This is a genomic window from Frigoribacterium sp. 2355 (assembly GCF_054060695.1).
In genome coordinates this window covers 1-17,425 of the sequence record NZ_JBSSDL010000015.1, presented here as the reverse complement: position 1 = coordinate 17,425, position 17,425 = coordinate 1, and the positions used below count along the sequence as shown (strand labels likewise).

12 protein-coding genes are annotated in these 17,425 nt (G+C 73.9%); 9 read left to right on the top strand and 3 right to left on the bottom strand.

What is annotated here, in order from left to right:
• Nucleotides 1-24 precede the first annotated feature (24 nt).
• The 3 genes from ACVJ1F_RS14155 (at nt 25) to ACVJ1F_RS14145 (ending at nt 3,496) form a co-directional block, all read left to right on the top strand.
• The gene (locus tag ACVJ1F_RS14155) at nt 25-951 is read left to right on the top strand and encodes a proline iminopeptidase-family hydrolase (RefSeq protein WP_456886988.1); all 927 of its coding nucleotides are present in this window, start codon (nt 25-27) and stop codon (nt 949-951) included.
• A 143-nt stretch (nt 952-1,094) separates the two neighbouring features.
• Entirely contained in the window at nt 1,095-2,549 is a 1,455-nt protein-coding gene (locus ACVJ1F_RS14150) for an APC family permease (RefSeq protein WP_456886986.1), read from the top strand.
• On the top strand, nt 2,546-3,496 hold the full coding sequence (locus ACVJ1F_RS14145) for an acetamidase/formamidase family protein (RefSeq protein ID WP_123572045.1): 951 nt from the start codon (nt 2,546-2,548) through the stop codon (nt 3,494-3,496). Before ACVJ1F_RS14150 ends, ACVJ1F_RS14145 begins: the two co-directional genes overlap by 4 nt.
• A 256-nt stretch (nt 3,497-3,752) precedes the next feature.
• Here the strand turns inward: ACVJ1F_RS14145 and ACVJ1F_RS14140 are convergent, their stop codons facing one another.
• Nucleotides 3,753-4,427, bottom strand: coding sequence for a hypothetical protein (locus ACVJ1F_RS14140; protein WP_456886984.1), 675 nt, complete (start codon nt 4,425-4,427; stop codon nt 3,753-3,755).
• A gap of 128 nt (nt 4,428-4,555) precedes the next feature.
• Nucleotides 4,556-5,308 (bottom strand): Ltp family lipoprotein, encoded by a 753-nt coding sequence (locus ACVJ1F_RS14135; protein WP_456886982.1) that lies wholly within the window; start codon nt 5,306-5,308, stop codon nt 4,556-4,558.
• Nucleotides 5,309-5,620: 312 nt separating this feature from the next.
• On the opposite strand from ACVJ1F_RS14135, the gene ACVJ1F_RS14130 reads away from it, so the two are divergent.
• From ACVJ1F_RS14130 to ACVJ1F_RS14120, 3 genes are all read left to right on the top strand, one after another.
• Entirely contained in the window at nt 5,621-7,174 is a 1,554-nt protein-coding gene (locus ACVJ1F_RS14130) for an MmgE/PrpD family protein (RefSeq protein WP_456887047.1), read from the top strand.
• A complete protein-coding gene (gene prpB / locus ACVJ1F_RS14125) occupies nt 7,174-8,073 on the top strand; it encodes a methylisocitrate lyase (RefSeq protein ID WP_456886980.1) in 900 nt (299 codons plus the stop codon). Before ACVJ1F_RS14130 ends, prpB begins: the two co-directional genes overlap by 1 nt.
• A gap of 186 nt (nt 8,074-8,259) precedes the next feature.
• Nucleotides 8,260-9,279, top strand: a complete 1,020-nt coding sequence (locus ACVJ1F_RS14120; protein WP_056049415.1) for a hypothetical protein — start codon at nt 8,260-8,262, stop codon at nt 9,277-9,279.
• A gap of 171 nt (nt 9,280-9,450) precedes the next feature.
• On the opposite strand, the gene ACVJ1F_RS14115 is transcribed toward ACVJ1F_RS14120, so the two are convergent.
• Entirely contained in the window at nt 9,451-10,662 is a 1,212-nt protein-coding gene (locus ACVJ1F_RS14115; RefSeq protein WP_456886978.1) for a M20/M25/M40 family metallo-hydrolase, read from the bottom strand.
• A 183-nt stretch (nt 10,663-10,845) separates the two neighbouring features.
• Between ACVJ1F_RS14115 and ACVJ1F_RS14110 the strand changes: the two genes are divergently transcribed.
• From ACVJ1F_RS14110 to phoA, 3 genes are all read left to right on the top strand, one after another.
• Complete coding sequence (locus tag ACVJ1F_RS14110; RefSeq protein WP_456886976.1) at nt 10,846-12,042, top strand: exonuclease SbcCD subunit D; 1,197 nt, start codon at nt 10,846-10,848, stop codon at nt 12,040-12,042.
• The gene (locus tag ACVJ1F_RS14105) at nt 12,039-15,071 is read left to right on the top strand and encodes an AAA family ATPase (protein WP_456886974.1); all 3,033 of its coding nucleotides are present in this window, start codon (nt 12,039-12,041) and stop codon (nt 15,069-15,071) included. Before ACVJ1F_RS14110 ends, ACVJ1F_RS14105 begins: the two co-directional genes overlap by 4 nt.
• Before the next feature lie 256 nt (nt 15,072-15,327).
• The gene (gene phoA, locus ACVJ1F_RS14100; protein WP_456886972.1) at nt 15,328-17,262 is read left to right on the top strand and encodes an alkaline phosphatase; all 1,935 of its coding nucleotides are present in this window, start codon (nt 15,328-15,330) and stop codon (nt 17,260-17,262) included.
• The last annotated feature ends 163 nt before the right edge of the window (nt 17,263-17,425 follow it).

Here is a 17,425-nt window from a genome sequence, read left to right as displayed (position 1 = left end):
TTAGCCGGGTGCATGCTCACCCGCATGTCCACGATCACCACCGGCACCGCCGCCTTCCACGACGCCGAGACCTGGTACCGGGTCACCACGCCCGACGAGCCACGCGAGGGTGCGCTGCCCCTCGTCGTGGTGCACGGCGGCCCGGGGATGGCCCACGACTACCTGCGCAACCTCGAGGCCCTCGCCGACGAGACCGGCCGCACCGTCGTGCACTACGACCAGCTCGGCTGCGGCCGCAGCACCCACCTGCCCGACGCGCCCGTCGACTTCTGGCAACCGAGCCTCTTCGTCTCGGAGTTCGCCAACCTCGTCGCGCACCTCGGCCTCGAGCGGTACCACCTGCTCGGCCAGTCGTGGGGCGGCATGCTCGGGGCCGAGATCGCCGTGACGACACCGGACGGGTTGGCGAGCCTGGCCATCTGCAACTCGCCCGCGTCCATGCAGCTCTGGGTCGAGGGCGCCGCCGAGCTGCGCGACCAGCTGCCGACCGACACCCAGGAGGCGCTGGCACGCCACGAGGCGGACGGCACGACCACCGACCCCGAGTACCTCGCCGCCACCCAGGCGTTCTACGAGCGGCACGTCTGCCGCGTGGTGCCCATGCCGCAGGACTTCGTCGACAGCGAGGAGCAGATGGAGGCCGAGCCGACGGTCTACCACACGATGAACGGGCCGAACGAGTTCCACGTCATCGGCACGCTGCGCGACTGGACCGTCGTCGACCGCCTGCCGGCGATCACGACGCCGACCCTCGTCGTCGCGGGCGAGTTCGACGAGGCGACGCCCGCCACCTGGCAGCCCTTCGTCGACGGCATCGCCGACGTCCGGTCGCACGTGTTCGCCGGTGCCAGCCACTGCTCGCACCTCGAACAGCCCGAGGAGTTCCGGGCCGTCGTCGCGCCGTTCCTGACGGCGTACGACGAGCTGCGCGACGCCGCACGCGCCTCCTGACCGGCGCGGGCCGCGCCTCCTGAACCGACGCGGCCCGCGCCTCCCGCACCCCGACCCCACCCGCACCCCCGACCCCACCCGCACCCCCGACCCGCACCCGCATCCGCACCGACCCGATCCCCACCCGAGCGAGAGAGCACACCATGTCCCTGCCCACGAAGGCCGCCTCCGGCGGTGAGCTGAGCAACCAGCAGCAGCTCGAGCAGTACGGCTACAAGCAAGAACTCAAGCGGTCGGTCTCGACCGTCGACCTGCTCATCTACGGCTTGATCTTCATGGTGCCGATCGCGCCCTGGGCGATCTTCGGCACCGTGTACAACGCCTCCTCGGGCATGGTGCCCCTGGTCTACCTGGTGGGCCTCGTCGCGATGATCTTCACCGCGCTCGCCTACGCGCAGATGGCCAAGTCGATCCCGCTCGCCGGGTCGGTCTTCTCGTACGTCGGGCGGGGCATCCACCCCGTGGCCGGGTTCTTCGCCGGCTGGGCCATCCTGCTCGACTACCTGCTCGTGCCGACGCTGCTCTACGTCTTCGCCGCCGAGTCGATGATCGGCATCTTCCCGGGCACCGCCCGCTGGATGTGGGCGCTGATCTTCGTCGCCGTCAACACCGCCGTGAACCTGCTCGGCATCAGCTCGATCAAGCTGATGAACCGGGTGTTCCTCGCCATCGAGGTCGTCTTCATCGTGATCTTCGTCATCATCGCGGTGACGGCGCTCAACGGCGGCACGATCCCCGGTGCCGAGTTCACGACCGACCCGATCTGGGACTCCAGCAAGGTCACCGCCCCCCTGATCGCCTCGGCGTTGTCGATCGCCGTGCTGAGCTTCCTCGGCTTCGACGGCATCTCGACCCTCGCCGAGGAGAGCACCGGCAAGCGCGGCGGAGCCGGCAAGGCCATGATCATCGCGCTGTTCATCGTGGCGTTCTGCTTCATCCTGCAGACCTGGCTGGCCAGCGCGCTCGCCGGCGGCCGCGACTCGTTCCCCGAGGGCGAGGCCGGGAACGCCTTCTTCGACCTCGTGCGCGAGGCGTCGAACAGCGGGTGGGCGACGGCGTTCTTCGTCGTCAACGTCTTGGCCGTCGGCATCGCGAACGCCATGGCCGCCCAGGCCGCGACGTCGCGTCTGCTGTTCTCGATGAGCCGCGACGGGCAGCTGCCGGCGTTCCTGTCGAAGATCAACACGCGTCAGGTGCCGCAGGCCGCGATCCTCGTCGTGTCGGCGCTCTCGGCCGTGCTCGTGTTGTTCTTCGTCGGCCAGATCGACGTCATCTCGTCGCTGGTCAACTTCGGGGCGCTGTTCGGCTTCATGCTGCTGCACGTGTCCGTCGTGGTGCACTACGTCGTGAAGAAGAAGTCGCGCAACTGGTTGCTGCACCTCGTCGTGCCCGTGGTCGGGTTCCTGATCATCGGCTACGTGCTGGTCAACGCGGCACCCGAGGCCAAGATCGGCGGGCTCGTCTGGCTGGTGCTCGGCGCGGGCGTGTTCCTCTACTACCGCAGCCGAGGAGGCGCGGCGCCGTCCCTCGGGCAGGCTGCGGACGAGCCGGCGGTCACGTCGGTGCCCGCGGCCGACTCCGAACGGCGCGACGCATGACCGCCGAGGACGCCGCCCGCGACGGGATCGACCACTTCCTCGGCAAGGAGCACGGACGCCCCGGTTTCACGGCCACGGTGCCACCGGCCCTGCGCATCGAGCCGGGCACCGGCGAACGCATCGGGTTCGAGACGAGCGACGCGGTCTACGCCGAGCTGCACCGACACCACGACCTCGCGAAGCTGTCCGTGCCGATCAACCCGGTCACCGGGCCGGTCTACGTCGAGGGCGCGAAGCCGGGCGACGCGCTCGCCGTCACGGTGCACGAGATCCGACTCATCGAGCACGGCTGGTCGGTCAGCCTGCCCGGGTCCGGGGCCCTGCAGCACGTCATGGGCGACGAGATGTTCACCCGCCGCGTGCCGATCGACTCCGACGGGGTCCACGTCACCGACCGGCACGTGTTCGAGGCCCGGCCGATGATCGGCTGCATGGGCACGGCGCCCGCCGAGGGCGAGAACTCGACGATCATGCCCGCGTACGCCCAGGGCGGCAACATGGACGTCACCGAGAACACGGTCGGGTCGACGGTCTACCTGCCGGTCATGGTCGAGGGGGCGTACCTGTCGATCGGCGACGTGCACGCGATCATGGCCGAGGGCGAGTCGTCGTTCGTGGCCATCGAGGCCGAGGGCACGGCGGTCGTCTCGATCGACCTGGTGCCCGGCCTCGGCCTGCGGGCGCCGCGCATCGAGACCGCCGACGACTGGATCTTCGTCGGCCTCGGCGACCCGGTGCAGGAGAGCATCCGCCGCGGGTACGAGGACGCCTTCTCGTTCCTCGTGGACGACCACGGCTGGTCGCGCGGAGACGCCTACGCCGTGCTCAGCGCCGTGGGGCACTCGAGGCTCGGGGGCCCGACCGGCTCGGTCGCCCCCGACCCGTTGCACCCGTTCGACGCCGTCGGCGCGGTCACGCTGCACCGCGTGCCGAAGCACGTGCTGTAGCGCCCGTCGCGAGTGCGCCGCGCGTGCGCCGCGCGTGCGCCGCACCGCCGACCGGACGGGGGGGCGCCGCCCCGGGGGGGGGGGGGGGGCGGGGGGGCCGGGGCCCGGGGGCGGGGGGGGGGGGGCGGCGGGGCCGGGGGGGGCGGGGCGGCGGGGGGGCGCGGGCCGCCCCCCCCCCCCCCCCCGGCCCCCCCCCCCCGGGGGGGGGGCCCCCCCCCGTCCGGTCCACGGTGCGACAGGTGCAGGAGGCGCGGATTCAGCCGAAGAGGCGCGTCGCGATCGAGCCGATCAGGTCGTCCGTCGGCACGTTGGTCTGGTCGACGGTGACGACGACGTCGTCGCGCAGCCAGTAGGTCTGCGCGCGGTCCACCGGGTAGAGGGGGTCGGGCGTCACGAGTTGGCAGCTGCGCCCCTCGTGGACCGAGGTGCAGGTGTAGCCCTGCGAGGCGAGACCGTCGAGGGCCGCGGCGCCGGCGGCGGGCTCGAGGTGACCCATCGCGACCGAGATGCCCGAGACGTCGGCCCGCGGGTCGCGCCAGAGGCAGGACAGCTCGGTCGCCGCCCCGACGACGTCACGAGCGCCGGCCCCCGCGGGCGGGGTGGTCGGCGTGACCACGCCCGAGCTGGTGCCCGAGCCGCCGAACTCGACCGGGTTGAGCGGGATGTCGCCGAAGGTCGAGGCGTAGGTGGCCTGGTCGACGATGTCGGTGCAGTCGACCGGGAGGGCGACCGGGCCGGCGGTCTCGGTGGGCGTGGGTGCGGGTGTGGCGGTGGCCGTGCCGGTGGTCGAGGACGGCGACGCGGAGTTCGTCTCGGACGGGCTCGGCGTCGCGTCGTCGGCCCCGCCCGTGCAGCCCGCGGTCAACACCATGATCAGGCAGGCCGTGGCCCCCGTGCCGATGGCGGTGCGCATCGTGGTCGTGCTCCTCATGGTCGTGCCCTCCTGGCCTCCGGTCGTCCCCCGGCGGTCGCTCTCGACGCTACAGACCGGTCCGGCCCGAGCACTCGTCCCAGAGGATGAGGTCGGGCCGGCCAGGATCACGATCGCGTCACGAGGCGTCAGTCGTCGAGGTGCGCCAGGGCGTAGTCGGCCTCCTCGGCGGTGAACTGTTCGCCGTACTCGCTGACGAGCTGGTTGCGCAGCACGTCGCCCGTCATGCCGTCCGCCGCGTAGGCCTTGGCCTTGCGGACTGCGTTGGCCTGCCAGTCGGCGTCGACCGTGTCGACCGCGTACTGCGCCGCGGCCTCGGAGGCGCCGCCGGCCACGAGCTTCGCGTAGGTCTCGAGCTTGCTGCTGCCGAGGCCGTTCGCGATGGTCTCGGCGTCCGCCAGGGCGTCCGAGTGGTCGGCCGGCACGTCGGCGGCCGCCGACGACGGCGTGGCCGACGGGGTGGGCGCAGGCGTCGACGAGGTGCGGACGGGGGCGGGCTCGGAGGTGGCGGTCACGGCCGGGTCGTCCTGCTGCACGCTGTCGATCGCCGCGCCGAGGCCGACGGCGACGACGATGGACACGATGGTGGCGACGGCTCCCAGGCCGAGGCCGATCCACGCCATGACCTTCGACTGGTGCCGCAGCAGCGCGATGATGCCGAGCACCACGGCGGCGAGTCCGACGATCGTGCCCACCACGGGCACGAGGCCGAGCAGGAACGCGACGACGCCCACGACGAGGGCGGCGATCGCGAGCCCGATCGGGCGGCCCGGTCGCGGCGGCGGGGTCGACGTCCCCGTCGCGGGGTAAGAGGTGGTCGGCTGGTCGGCGGAGGGGCGTCGCTCGTCGGAGCCGCCCCCCAGCGGGCTCTCGGTCGTCATGCTCCCAGCCTGCCAGGTGGCGAACAGACGGGTTCACCCCCGAACGGGGCGCGTCGGCGGGCCGGGGGACGCCAGGCGCATCGTCCGGGGCGGGGACGAGACGCGTCGCCCGGACCGGGTGCGAGACTGGTCGGCAACGACACGGCCGTCACCGACGACGGCGCACGGCGGGCCGCACGACGCCCGCCCCACCAGAGAGGGTGGCCGATGGGCACGCAGCACGAGCAGGCGTCCGAGCACGCACACGACGCCGGGGCGACGACCGACGAGAGCGGCGGGAGCGACGCGACCCGCGCCTCCTCGTCCGGGGTCATGGGCGAGTCGGGCACCCCGACCGGCGATCTCGTCGTGCACACGGTGCGCGTGCACCGCAGCGACCAGCCGTTGGCCCGTGAGGACGAGCTCGCGTGGCGCCTCGCCGCGCTCGCGACCGACGACGCACCCGTCGACGACGACGTGACCGAGATGGTGATCAACCGCCTGATCGACAACGCCGCCGTCTCGGCCGCATCGCTGCTGCGCGCGCCGGTCGCCGTCGCACGCGACCAGGCGCTCGCGCATCCGCCGACCACCGGAGGCGCGGGCTCGCAGGTCACGGGCGTCGCGCCCGAGCACCCCGTCTCGCCCGAATGGGCCGCCTGGTCGAACGGGGTCGCCGTGCGCGAACTCGACTTCCACGACACGTTCCTGGCGGCGGAGTACTCGCACCCCGGCGACAACGTCCCCGCGCTCGTCGCCGTGGCCCAGCACCGCGGACTCGACGGTGCGGCCCTGCTACGCGGCATCGTGACCGGCTACGAGGTGCAGGTCGACCTCGTCCGGGCGATCAGCCTGCACGCCCACAAGATCGACCACGTCGCCCACCTCGGTCCGTCGGTCGCGGCCGGCCTGGGCACGATGCTCGGGCTCTCGACCGAGGTGGTGCACCAGGCGATCGGCCAGGCGCTGCACACGACGACGGCCACGCGGCAGTCCCGCAAGGGGGCGATCTCGTCGTGGAAGGCCTACGCACCGGCCTTCGCCGGCAAGGCCGCGGTCGAGGCCGTCGACCGCGCGATGCGCGGCCAGGGCAGTCCCGCCCCGATCTACGAGGGTGAGGACGGCGTGATCGCCCGGCTGCTCGACGGACCCGGGGCGTCGTACGACGTGCCCCTGCCGGCGCCGGGTGCGTCCAAGCGGGGCATCCTCGACACGTACACGAAGGAGCACTCGGCCGAGTACCAGGCCCAGGCCTGGATCGACCTCGCCCGGCGGCTCGGCCGCGCGCACCCCGCCCTCCGCGACCCGGCGCAGGTGCGCCGCATCGTGCTGCACACCAGCCACCACACGCACGTCGTGATCGGCTCGGGCGCCGGCGACCCGCAGAAGTACGACCCCACGGCCAGCCGCGAGACGCTCGACCACTCCATCCCCTACATCGTGGCCGTCGCCCTGCAGGACGGCGAATGGCACCACGAGCGCAGCTACGCCCCGGCCCGGGCGCAACGTCCCGACACCGTCGAGCTGTGGCAGCGCATCACCACGGCGGAGGACCCCGCCTGGACGGCCCGCTACCACTCGACCGACCCCGCCGAGAAGGCGTTCGGCGGCCGCATCGAGGTCGAGTTCGTCGACGGCACGACCCTCGTCGACGAGATCGCCGTCGCCGACGCCCACCCCCTGGGGGCGCGGCCCTTCGGACGCGAGGACTACGTGCGCAAGTTCCGCACGTTGGCCGAGGGCGTGCTGCCCGACGCCGAGGTCGAGCGGTTCGTCGACCTGGCCACGCGCCTCCCCTCGTTGACGGCGGCCGAGGTGCGGCAGCTGGGCATCGTCGCTCCCGACGCCCTCGCGGGTGCCGCCGCCCAGCCGGGCGGGCTCTTCTGATGCTGTACTCGACGGTGTCGCCGGCGGACAAGCGTGCGGCGTTCCGGGCCGGGCTGGCCGACGAGCGCACCCTGGTCTTCCCCGGCGCGTTCACGCCGCTCACCGCGCGCCTGATCGAGCAGAAGGGCTTCGACGGCGTCTACGTGTCGGGCGCCGTGATGGCCAACGAGCTCGGGCTGCCCGACATCGGCCTCACCACGCTCACCGAGGTCGCCACGCGGGCCGGGCAGATCGCGTCGATGACCGACCTGCCCGTGCTCGTCGACGCCGACACCGGGTTCGGCGAGCCGATGAACGTCGCCCGCACCGTCCAGGCGCTCGAGGCCGCCGGCGTGGCCGGACTGCACGTCGAGGACCAGGTCAACCCCAAGCGCTGCGGCCACCTCGACGGCAAGCAGGTCGTGGACGCGGCGACGGCGGCCGGGCGCATCCGGGCCGCGGTCGACGCGCGCCGCGACCCGTCGCTCGTGATCATGGCGCGCACGGACGTCCGGGCGCTCGACGGGCTCGAGGCCGCGGTCGACCGGGCCCGGGCCCTGGTCGACGCGGGGGCCGACGCGGTCTTCGCCGAGGCGATGGCCGACCTCGGCGAGTTCGAGGCGATCTGCTCGGCGCTCGACGTGCCCGTGCTCGCCAACATGACCGAGTTCGGCAAGAGCGCCCTCTTCACGCACCAGCAGCTGCACGACGTGGGCGTGAGCATGGTGATCCACCCGGTGTCGTTGATGCGTGCCGCGATGGGCGCGGCGTCCCGGGCGCTCGACGCGCTCGTGGCCGACGGGTCGCTCGACTCGCAGGTGCCGACGATGCAGACCCGTGCCGAGCTCTACGAGCTGATCGACTACCCCGGCTACGCCCGCTTCGACGCCGGCGTCTACGACTTCACGCTGGAGGGCTGAGGTCGGGCGCCGGTGCTGGACGCCGCCGAGTGGACAGCGCGCCGCGTCATGCGGCGGCGCGCTGTCCACTCGGCGGTTCTCGGTGCGCATAGGTCGTCTCGTCGACATGACGCGGTGGGCGGGCGGTCGTCCACAGCGAAGTTCTGGAGGCGCGGCCGGGTCCGATCGACGCGCGAGCATCGAGGGATGGACGACGACCTCCCCGATCTGATCTTCTCCGCCACGCCGGGTGCGCAGTCCCGTGAGGCGCGCGCCCTGCGACGCGACGCCGCCGCGGGACGTCTCGTGCGCGTCCAACGGGGCGTCTACGTGGCGACGGAGGACTGGGGCCGACTGAGGCCCTGGCGTCGCCACGTCGTCCGGGTGCGGGCCGCCGTGTCCGCGCTCCCCGCCGACTGCGTCGTGTCCCACGGCTCGGCCGTCGCCGTGCACGGGCTGCCGAGCGTCCAGGGCGACCCGCGCCGGGTGCACGTGATCGACCGACGTCGGGCCTCGACCCAGTGCACGCCGGTCCTCGTCAAGCACGGGGCCGGTCTCGAGGACGACGAGATCGAGTCGGTGGGCGACCTGCTGGTCACGAGTGAGCTGCGCACCGCCTTCGACGTCGCGAGGTCATCCGGGTTCGACGACGGCGTCCTCTGTCTCGACGGCGTGATGCGTCGTCGGCTCTTGGTCGAGAGTCGGCTTCCGAGGGCCGCCGAGATGCGCACCCGAGTCGACGATCTGCGTGACGAGTTCCGGCTCCGGTTCGGGGCGATGGCCGACGGCGTGGTCGGACGGCGGGGTGAGCTGGCACTCGGGCGAGCGATCTCGTTCGCCACGCCCCTGTCCGAGAACGGCGGGGAGTCGCTCGTGCGAGTCGCGTTGCATCGGCTCGGTGCGCCTCAGCCGATCCTGCAAGAGGAGTTCTTCGACGCCCGGGGATTCGTCGGACGATGCGACTTCTTCTTCGAAGAGTTCGGGTTCGTGCTCGAGTTCGACGGTTTCGGCAAGTACTCGGACCCTCGCTTGCTCGCGGGCTCGTCCCCGGCCGAGGTCGTACGCCGTGAGAAGAAGCGCGAGGCTCGATTGTTGGGCACGGGGCGGGTCCGACGCATCGAGAGATGTGACATCGACGACGCGCTCGATCCGCGACGGCTGGCGGCGATCGTGCGCCGTGGCGGGGTGCCGCTGCGGTCGGGCCGCACCTCGGCGTCGTGGTCGTGAGGGTGCGCTATTCGCACAGCGTCGTCGGCGCCACGGCAGCGAACCGCCGAGTGGACAAGGCGCCGTGTCGCGCGGCGGCGTCGTGTCCACTCGGCGGTGCAGAGCGGTGCAGAGCGGTGCAGAGCGGTGCAAAGCACTGCAAAGCGGTGCGGTGGGGTTGGTTGGGGCGGACTAGGCGAGGTCGGTGAACAGGGCGCTGACGAACTCGGTGCGCTCGACCATGCCGTGCACGCTGATCCACTCGTGTCGGGCGTGCGCTCCGCCACCGACGCCGCCGACCCCGTCGAGCACCGCCAGGCCCAGTGCGGCGGCGAAGTTGCCGTCGCTGGCGCCGCCGACCGACACCTCGCGCAACTCGAAGCCGAGCGAGGTGGCGACCCGGGCGGCGCGTTCGTAGAGCGCGCCGGTCGCGACCGAGCGCTCCATCGGCGGGCGGTTCCAGCCGCCGGTGACCTTCAGCGTCGCGGCGGGATCGTGCGCCGCGAGCCCGGCGAACACCCGCTCGATGCGCTCGGCCTCGGTCGACGAGGTGACGCGCACGTCGACCATCGCGCGGGCGTAGCCGGCCTTGACGTTGGTGCGGGTGCCGCCCTGCAGCACTCCCACGTTCAGCGAGGTACCCGCCTCGACGTCGGCGGCCGCGTGCAGGGCCAGGACGACGCGGGCGATCTCGTCGACGGCGCTCGCACCCGAGCGCGGGTGCAGGCCGGCGTGCACCTCGACCCCGAAGGCCTCGACCTCGAAGATGCCGACGCCCTTGCGGGCGGTCTTGACGGCACCGTCGGCGGCGGACTCGAAGACGAACACCGCGCCTCCTCGTCCGACCTCGCGCTCGATCGCCTCACGCGAGGCGATGCTGCCGACCTCCTCGTCGCCGTTGAGCAGCAGGCGCACGTTCGGACGCGGCAGCCCCAGGCGGTCGCCGATCGCGAGGGCGTTGCCGAGCTGGATCAGCCCGGACTTCATGTCGAAGACGCCCGGGCCGGTCATGCGGTCGCCCTCGACCGTGACGGGCCACCCGGCCAGCGTCCCCTCGGACCAGACCGTGTCGTAGTGGCACAGGGCCGACACCCACTCGGTCGAGCCCGACGGCGACGGGTAGTCGAGGGTCACCGTGTCGCCGTAGCCCTCGACGACGTGCACCCGGCGCTCGGCCGGCGGCCCGACGGTCTCGCCGAGCCAGGTCTCGATCCAGCGGAGCCCCGCCTCGAGCAGGTCGACGTCGTCGGACGGCGTCTCGAGGCTCGCGTAGGTCGTCAGGTCGGCCACCATCGCGTCGAGGCGGGCCTCGACCTCGCGACGGAGGGCGGTGACCTGGTCGGGCTGCAGGGCGTCGTGGCTCACGGTCTCGCTCTCGTCGGGCCCGCCGCGGTGTGCGGGCATCTGACCATCTCACTCCCGTGGGCGGGGCGGCGACCGGTGGGGAGGCGCGGCGCGGGACCCGAGGAGGCGCGGCGCCGGACCGAGGAGGCGCGGACGGCTCTGTCGGAGGCCCCCGATACAGTCGGGGGCACCGACTCCGGCACCCGTTGCCGCACCGACCGCGACATCCACGAGAGGGGCGCCGTGCGCATCCTGCACACCAGCGACTGGCACCTGGGGCGCACGCTGCACGGGGTCGACCTGCACGAGCACCAGCAGGCCTTCGTCGACCACCTGGTGGGGCTCGTGGTCGAACGGTCGATCGACGTCGTGGTGGTCGCGGGCGACGTGTACGACCGGGCCGTCCCCGCGGTGCCCAGCGTGCGCCTCCTCGGCCGGGCCCTCGCCGGCCTGACCGAGCACGCCACCGTGATCGTCACGCCGGGCAACCACGACTCGGCGGTGCGTCTGGGGTTCGCGGCCGAGCTGATGCGCCCGGGCCTGCACCTGCGGGCGTCGGTCGACCTGCTCGACGAGCCCGTCGTCGTCGACGACCCGGACGGGCCGGTCGCCTTCTACGGGCTGCCCTACCTCGACCCCGACAGCGTCCGCAGGTCCCTGGCACCGGCGGGAGCCGACGAGCCGTTGCCCCGGTCGCACGCGGCCGTCGTGGGTGCGGCGATGCAGCGGGTGCGCGACGACCTCGCCGGGCGACCCGGCACCCGGTCGGTCGTGGTGGCGCACGCGTTCGTCGTGGCGGGGCCCGCAGCCGACCGCGAGCCCGAGGGCGCCCCGGCACCCGAACGCAGCGAGAGCGAGCGCGACATCCGGGTGGGCGGCGTCGACTCCGTGCCGTCGGCCGCGTTCGACGGCGTCGACTACGTCGCCCTCGGCCACCTGCACGGTGCCCAACGCGTCGGCCCGTCCGGTCGCCTGCGCTACTCGGGTTCGCCCCTCGCCTTCTCGTTCGGCGAGCGGAACCAGGTCAAGTCGTCCACGATCGTCGAGCTGACGGCCGACGGCTCGGTCTCGGTCGAGCTCGTCCCGGCCCCCGTCCCGCGACGACTGGCCGAGGTGACCGACTCCCTCGACGCCCTGCTCGACGGGCGCCACGACGACCTGCGCGACGCCTGGCTCCGGGTCTTCGTCACCGATCCGGTGCACCCCGAACGGCTCTACACGCGGGTGGCCGAGCACTTCCCGCACGCCCTCGCGATCCACCACACGCCCGTCGGTGCGGTCGAGGCCTCGGCGCTCGCCGCCGTCACGGCCGAGTCCGACCCGATCGAGGTGGCGGCCGAGTTCGTCGCCTTCGCCTCGGGCGGGGCGGCGAGCGAGACCGAACTCGCCGTGGTGCGCGGCGCCTACGAGGCCGCACTCGCGAGCGAGGTCGGCGAATGAACCTCCACCGGCTGACCCTGAGGGCCATCGGGCCCTACGCGGGCGAGCACAGCATCGACTTCGCCGCGCTCGGCGCCTCGGGCACCTTCCTGCTCGAGGGTCCGACGGGTTCGGGCAAGTCGACCATCATCGACGCGATCGTCTTCGCCCTCTACGGCGGGCTCGCCGGTTCGGCCTCGACGCCCGACCGCCTGCGCAGCCACCACGCCGCCCCCGACGTCGAGCCCTTCGTCGAGCTCGTCTTCGAGAACGGCGCGGGCGTGCACCGCATCCGACGCACGCCCGCGTACCGCCGTCCGAAGGCACGCGGCACGGGCACGACGCCGGCGAACGCGACCGCCAAGCTGTGGCGCCTCTCGTCGCCCGACGCCGTCGACGGCGAGATCGTCTCGATCAGCACGCAAGAGGCCGGCGCCGAGGTCTCGCGCATCCTCGGCCTCACGCGCCAGCAGTTCGTGCAGACCGTCGTCCTGCCCCAGGGCGAGTTCGCCGCCTTCCTCCGCTCGACCGGCGAGAAGCGCAAAGAGGTCCTGCAGTCGCTCTTCGGCACCGAGATCTACGAACGCACCACGGCCGAGCTCGTCGACCGGCGGAAGGTCGCGAACGCCGCCGTCGCCGCCGCCGACCGCGACATCGAGCTGGCGCGCGCAAGACTGCTCGAGGCCAGCGGCCTCGAGGCCGAGGCCCTCGACGAGGGGCTGGCCGCCGACGGCGGGGTCGCCCTGCTCGCGGATCTCGAGGCCCAGGCCGTCGCCGCGTCGGCTCAGCGGTCACGGGTGGTCGAGGCCCGAGACGCGGCACGACGGTCGCTCGATGGCGTGCGGGCGCTGGGGGCGGCACTCGACCGACGAGCCGACCTGATCGTCCGGCGGACGCGTCTCGACGAGGGTGACGGCGAGATGGCCACGGTCCGCTCGCGCGTGGCCGCGGCGACCCGGGCCGCGACCGTGACCGACGCCCTCGCCGCGGTCACGCGAGCGACCGAGGCCGAGCGTGATGCGGCGTCACGCCTGGCCGAGGCCGCCGAGGCCGCCGGGGTCGTCGCGGCCGCCGGGGCCGCCGGGGCCGTCGCAGACGGCGAGACGAGGGCGGCGGACGGCGAGATCCCGATCCGAGCCGACGTCGCCGCCCGTCGCGACGCCCGACTGTCGGAACTCGCCCTCCTGACCGAGGCGGCCCGGACCGAGAAGGCCCTGCCCGGTCGCCGGACGGCCCTCGAGGCGGCCGAGCAGTCCCTGATGGAGGCTGACGAGCGGCGCCGGGAGCTCGACGCGCACCTCGTCGCGGCCCCCGCCGTGCGGGCGTCGCTCGTCGTCGAGCGCGACGCCCTGGCCGACGCCTCGACCGACCTCGTCGCCGCCGAGCAGGCGACGGCCGAGGCGCGGCTCCGCCTGCGTGACCTCGACGACCTCGACGCCCTCGGCCGGGCCGTCGACGCGGCGTCCGCACGACTGGCCGACGACTCGGCGGCGGCCCTGCGGGCCCTCGACGACGAGGCGGGCCTCCGCCGTCGGCAGATCGAGGGCATGGCGGGTCACCTGGCCGCGGCTCTGGTCGTCGGCGACCCGTGCCCCGTGTGCGGCTCGCGAGAGCATCCGGCCCCGGCGGCTCCCGGCACCGAGCACCCCACCGACGACCAGGTCGAGGCCGCGTCGCGGACGTCCCGAGCGGCCGAGGCCCGTCAGCGCGAGTCCGCCGCACGGCACGCGACCGCCGAGGGGCGGGCCGCGGAGGCCCGCCGCGCCCTGGGCGACCTGACCCGCGACGACGTCGAGTCCGACCTGGCCCGGCTCGCTCTGCGCGTGTCCGAGGCCACCCGGGCCCGTACCGCCCTCGCGGCGGCCGAGGCGGCGCTCGTGGCCCACGACCGCGAGGTCGACGAGCTGCGGGCCGAGCGGGACGACCTCCGCGAGCGAGCCGCCACCGGCCGGGAGCGCGTGGCCGCCGACCGGCGGGCCCTGCTCGACGACGAGGCCGAGATCGCGCGACTGCTCGACGGTCGGGCCCCGACCATCGCCGAGCTCACCGCAGCGGTCGGTGACGGGGTCGAACGCGACACGCGCCTCCTGACCCTCCTCGACGCCGCCGACGTGGCGTCCGACGCGGCGGCCGTCCGACGTGCCGAGCTCGCGGCCGCCCTCGAGCGCAGCGGGTTCGACGACGTCGACCAGGTCGCCGACGCCGCCCTCGAGGCAGGCGACCTCACCGCCCTCGAGGCGCGGGTCTCGGCGCACGAACGCGAACGGGCGATCGTCGCGGCCGGGCTGGTCGAGCCCGAGGTCGCGGTGCTGACCGGCGACGAGGTGGCGGACGTCCCGTCGGCCGTCGAGGCCCTCGACCGGGTCGAGGCCGAGCTCGACGAGGTCACCGACCGCGCGACGCGCACCGGCGACCGGGCCGAGCGGGCGCGCCAGGCCCTGGCCGCCCTCGAGGCCGTGACGGCCGCGGCCGACGCCGCCGTCGAGCACGCCCGGGCGGTGGTGCGCATGGCGAACCTCGCCAGCGCCTCGACCGGCGAGAACGTCAAGGGCGTGACGCTCGGCACCTACGTGCTGCTGCGACGGTTCGACGAGGTCGTGGCGGCGGCGAACGTCCGGCTGTCGGTCATGTCGAGCGGGCGGTACGAGCTCGCCTCGTCCGACGAGCGCGAGGTCGGGTCGCGCTCGCGCAAGACGGGGCTCTCGCTCGTCATCCGGGACGCGACCACCGACACCACCCGCGACCCCGGCAGCTTCTCGGGCGGTGAGACCTTCTACGCCTCGCTCAGCCTCGCCCTCGGCCTCGCCGACGTCGTGCAGGCCGAGGCCGGCGGGCTCGAGCTCGGCACCCTGTTCGTCGACGAGGGGTTCGGCTCGCTCGACCCCGAGACCCTCGACGCCGTCATGAGCGAGCTCGGTCGCCTGAGTGCCTCGGGGCGGGTGATCGGCATCGTCAGCCACGTCGACGAGCTCAAGCAGCGCATCGCCGACCGGGTCGAGGTGCGCCGTCGCCCCGACGGGTCGTCGGTGCTCCGCTCGACGGCCGGCTGAGCAGGCAGGGCAGCGCGGATCGGCTGAGCGGGACGGGTCGGCTGAGCAGGGCATCGGGGCGGGGCAGCGCGGCGGGCCGGCCGGCCGGGGCGGCGGTGCGTGCCAGCCGAGCGGGCGACCCCCGTCCGAGGGTGTTCACCCGCGCGCACGGCCTCGTTCACGTGGCGGCCACCCGGCAGGAGTCTGCTGGTCCCCGCCCCGCGGCGACTCCGTCGCGTGGCGACCGGATCACGATCACGATCACAGGAGCAGAACCGTGTCGAAGAACACCCCGAACCGCCGGCGTGTGGCCCTGACGACGGGGGTCGTCGCGACGGCCGCCGCCGCCGCCCTCGCCCTCAGCCCCGTCGCCGCGTTCGCGGCCACCCCCGCGAACGTCGCCCAGAACGGTGGTGCCGCCCGCAGCATCGACGACAGCACGCAGCTGCTGCTCGACTCGGTGGAGGCCGGCCCCGCCAAGAACGTCATCCTGCTCATCGGCGACGGCATGGGCGACAGCGAGATCACGTCGGCGCGCAACTACGCCTACGGCGCCGGCGGAACGCTGCCCGGCATCGACGCCCTGCCCCTGACCGGCCAGTACACGACGTACTCGGTCTACCGGGACGGCGCGAACAAGGGCAAGCCCGACTACGTGCCGGACTCCGCGGCGACCGGCTCCGCCTGGGCCACCGGCACCAAGACCTACGACAACGCCATCTCGGTCGACGTCGACGGCGTCCCGCAGGACACCCTGCTCGAGATCGCCAAGGCCAACGGCAAGAAGACCGGCAACGTCTCGACCGCCGAGCTGCAGGACGCCACCCCGGCCGTGCAGGCCGCGCACGTCGCCGCCCGCAGCTGCTACGGCCCCGACAGCGTCACCCAGTGCGGCGCCGACGCGCTCGACCAGGGCGGCCTCGGCTCGATCAGCGAGCAGATCATCGGCACCCGTGCCGACCTGACCCTCGGCGGAGGCGCGACCTCGTTCGGCCAGTCCGCCCGCGCCGGTCAGTGGCAGGGCGACACCCTGTTCGCCCAGGCGCAGGACCGTGGCTACCAGGTCGTGCGCGACGCGGCCGGCCTCGACGCCCTGACGACCGCCGACCAGGCGCAGCCCGTGCTCGGCACCTTCACCGACGGCAACTTCCCGACCCGGTACGCCGCCACCACGGCGACCGTCGGCGGCGCCGACCTGGCCCCGCAGACCTGCCAGCCGAACCCGGCCCGCCTGTCCACCGGCCTCTCGTTGCAGTCGCTGACCGAGAAGTCGATCGACCTGCTCGACACCGGTGACCAGGGCTTCTTCCTGCAGGTCGAGGGCGCCTCGATCGACAAGCGCGACCACAGCGCCGACGCCTGCGGTCAGATCGGTGAGGTGCTCGACCTCGACGAGGCCGTCCAGTCCGCCCTCGCCTTCGCGAAGGCCGACGGCAACACGATGGTCATCGTCACGGCGGACCACGCGCACACCAGCCAGATCGTCGACTCGACGCCGCCCGCCACGCTCAGCACCGCGCTGACGACGGTCGACGGCACCACGATGAAGATCGCCTACGGCACCGCCGCGGCGGGCGGGTCGCAGCAGCACACCGGCACGCAGTTGCGCGTCGCGGGTTACGGCCCCGGTGCCGCGAACGTCGTCGGCCTGATCGACCAGACCGACAACTTCTTCACCATCGTGAACGCCCTGCAGCTCGACCGCGACCTCGACGGCCTCAGCACCGACGCGACGATCTCGGCTCCGACCGAGGTCGCCCCCGGCGCCGAGTTCCCGGTCAGCACCGCCGGCCTCGCCGGCGACCGCCAGGTCACGGGCACGCTCGACGTCGACGGCACGGTGACCGACCTCGGCATCGCCGACGTGATCGACGGCGTCGCGACCTACACCGTCACCGCCCCCACCGAGCCCGGCAGCTACACGATCACGCTGACCGGCACGCAGAGCGGCACGACGCTGGCGACGACCGTCGCCGTCGTCGAAGGCGCCGTCACCCCGGCTCCGACGACCCCGCCCGCGGCGGTCCCCGGTGACGGCTCGAGCGCAGGAGGCGCGGGGACGGCCGGCAACGGAAGCGGCCCCCTCGCGTTCACCGGCTCCGACGCCCTGCCCGCCCTGCTGCTCGCGCTGATGCTGGCCGGCACCGGTGCGGCCCTCGTGCTGCGTCGCCGCCACCGCGCGGCGTCCGTGCAGGACGGCGTGCAGCTCTAGGCGTTCCCCGCCCCGACACACGGGAGGCGGGGGGGCCCCCCGCCCCCCCCCCCCCGCGGGGGGGGGGGGGGGGGGGCCCCCGGGGGGGGCCCCCCGGGGGGGGGGGGGGGGGCGGCCCGCGCCCCCCCCCCCCCGGGGCCGGGGGGGCCCCCCCCGGGGGGGT

Coding starts and splice junctions, on each gene's coding strand:
- ACVJ1F_RS14155 (WP_456886988.1), top strand. CDS start 25: ATGTCCACGATCACCACCGGCACCGCCGCCTTCCACGACGCCGAGACC.
- ACVJ1F_RS14150 (WP_456886986.1), top strand. CDS start 1,095: ATGTCCCTGCCCACGAAGGCCGCCTCCGGCGGTGAGCTGAGCAACCAG.
- ACVJ1F_RS14145 (WP_123572045.1), top strand. CDS start 2,546: ATGACCGCCGAGGACGCCGCCCGCGACGGGATCGACCACTTCCTCGGC.
- ACVJ1F_RS14140 (WP_456886984.1), bottom strand. CDS start 4,427: ATGAGGAGCACGACCACGATGCGCACCGCCATCGGCACGGGGGCCACG.
- ACVJ1F_RS14135 (WP_456886982.1), bottom strand. CDS start 5,308: ATGACGACCGAGAGCCCGCTGGGGGGCGGCTCCGACGAGCGACGCCCC.
- ACVJ1F_RS14130 (WP_456887047.1), top strand. CDS start 5,621: ATGGGCGAGTCGGGCACCCCGACCGGCGATCTCGTCGTGCACACGGTG.
- prpB (WP_456886980.1), top strand. CDS start 7,174: ATGCTGTACTCGACGGTGTCGCCGGCGGACAAGCGTGCGGCGTTCCGG.
- ACVJ1F_RS14120 (WP_056049415.1), top strand. CDS start 8,260: ATGGACGACGACCTCCCCGATCTGATCTTCTCCGCCACGCCGGGTGCG.
- ACVJ1F_RS14115 (WP_456886978.1), bottom strand. CDS start 10,662: ATGCCCGCACACCGCGGCGGGCCCGACGAGAGCGAGACCGTGAGCCAC.
- ACVJ1F_RS14105 (WP_456886974.1), top strand. CDS start 12,039: ATGAACCTCCACCGGCTGACCCTGAGGGCCATCGGGCCCTACGCGGGC.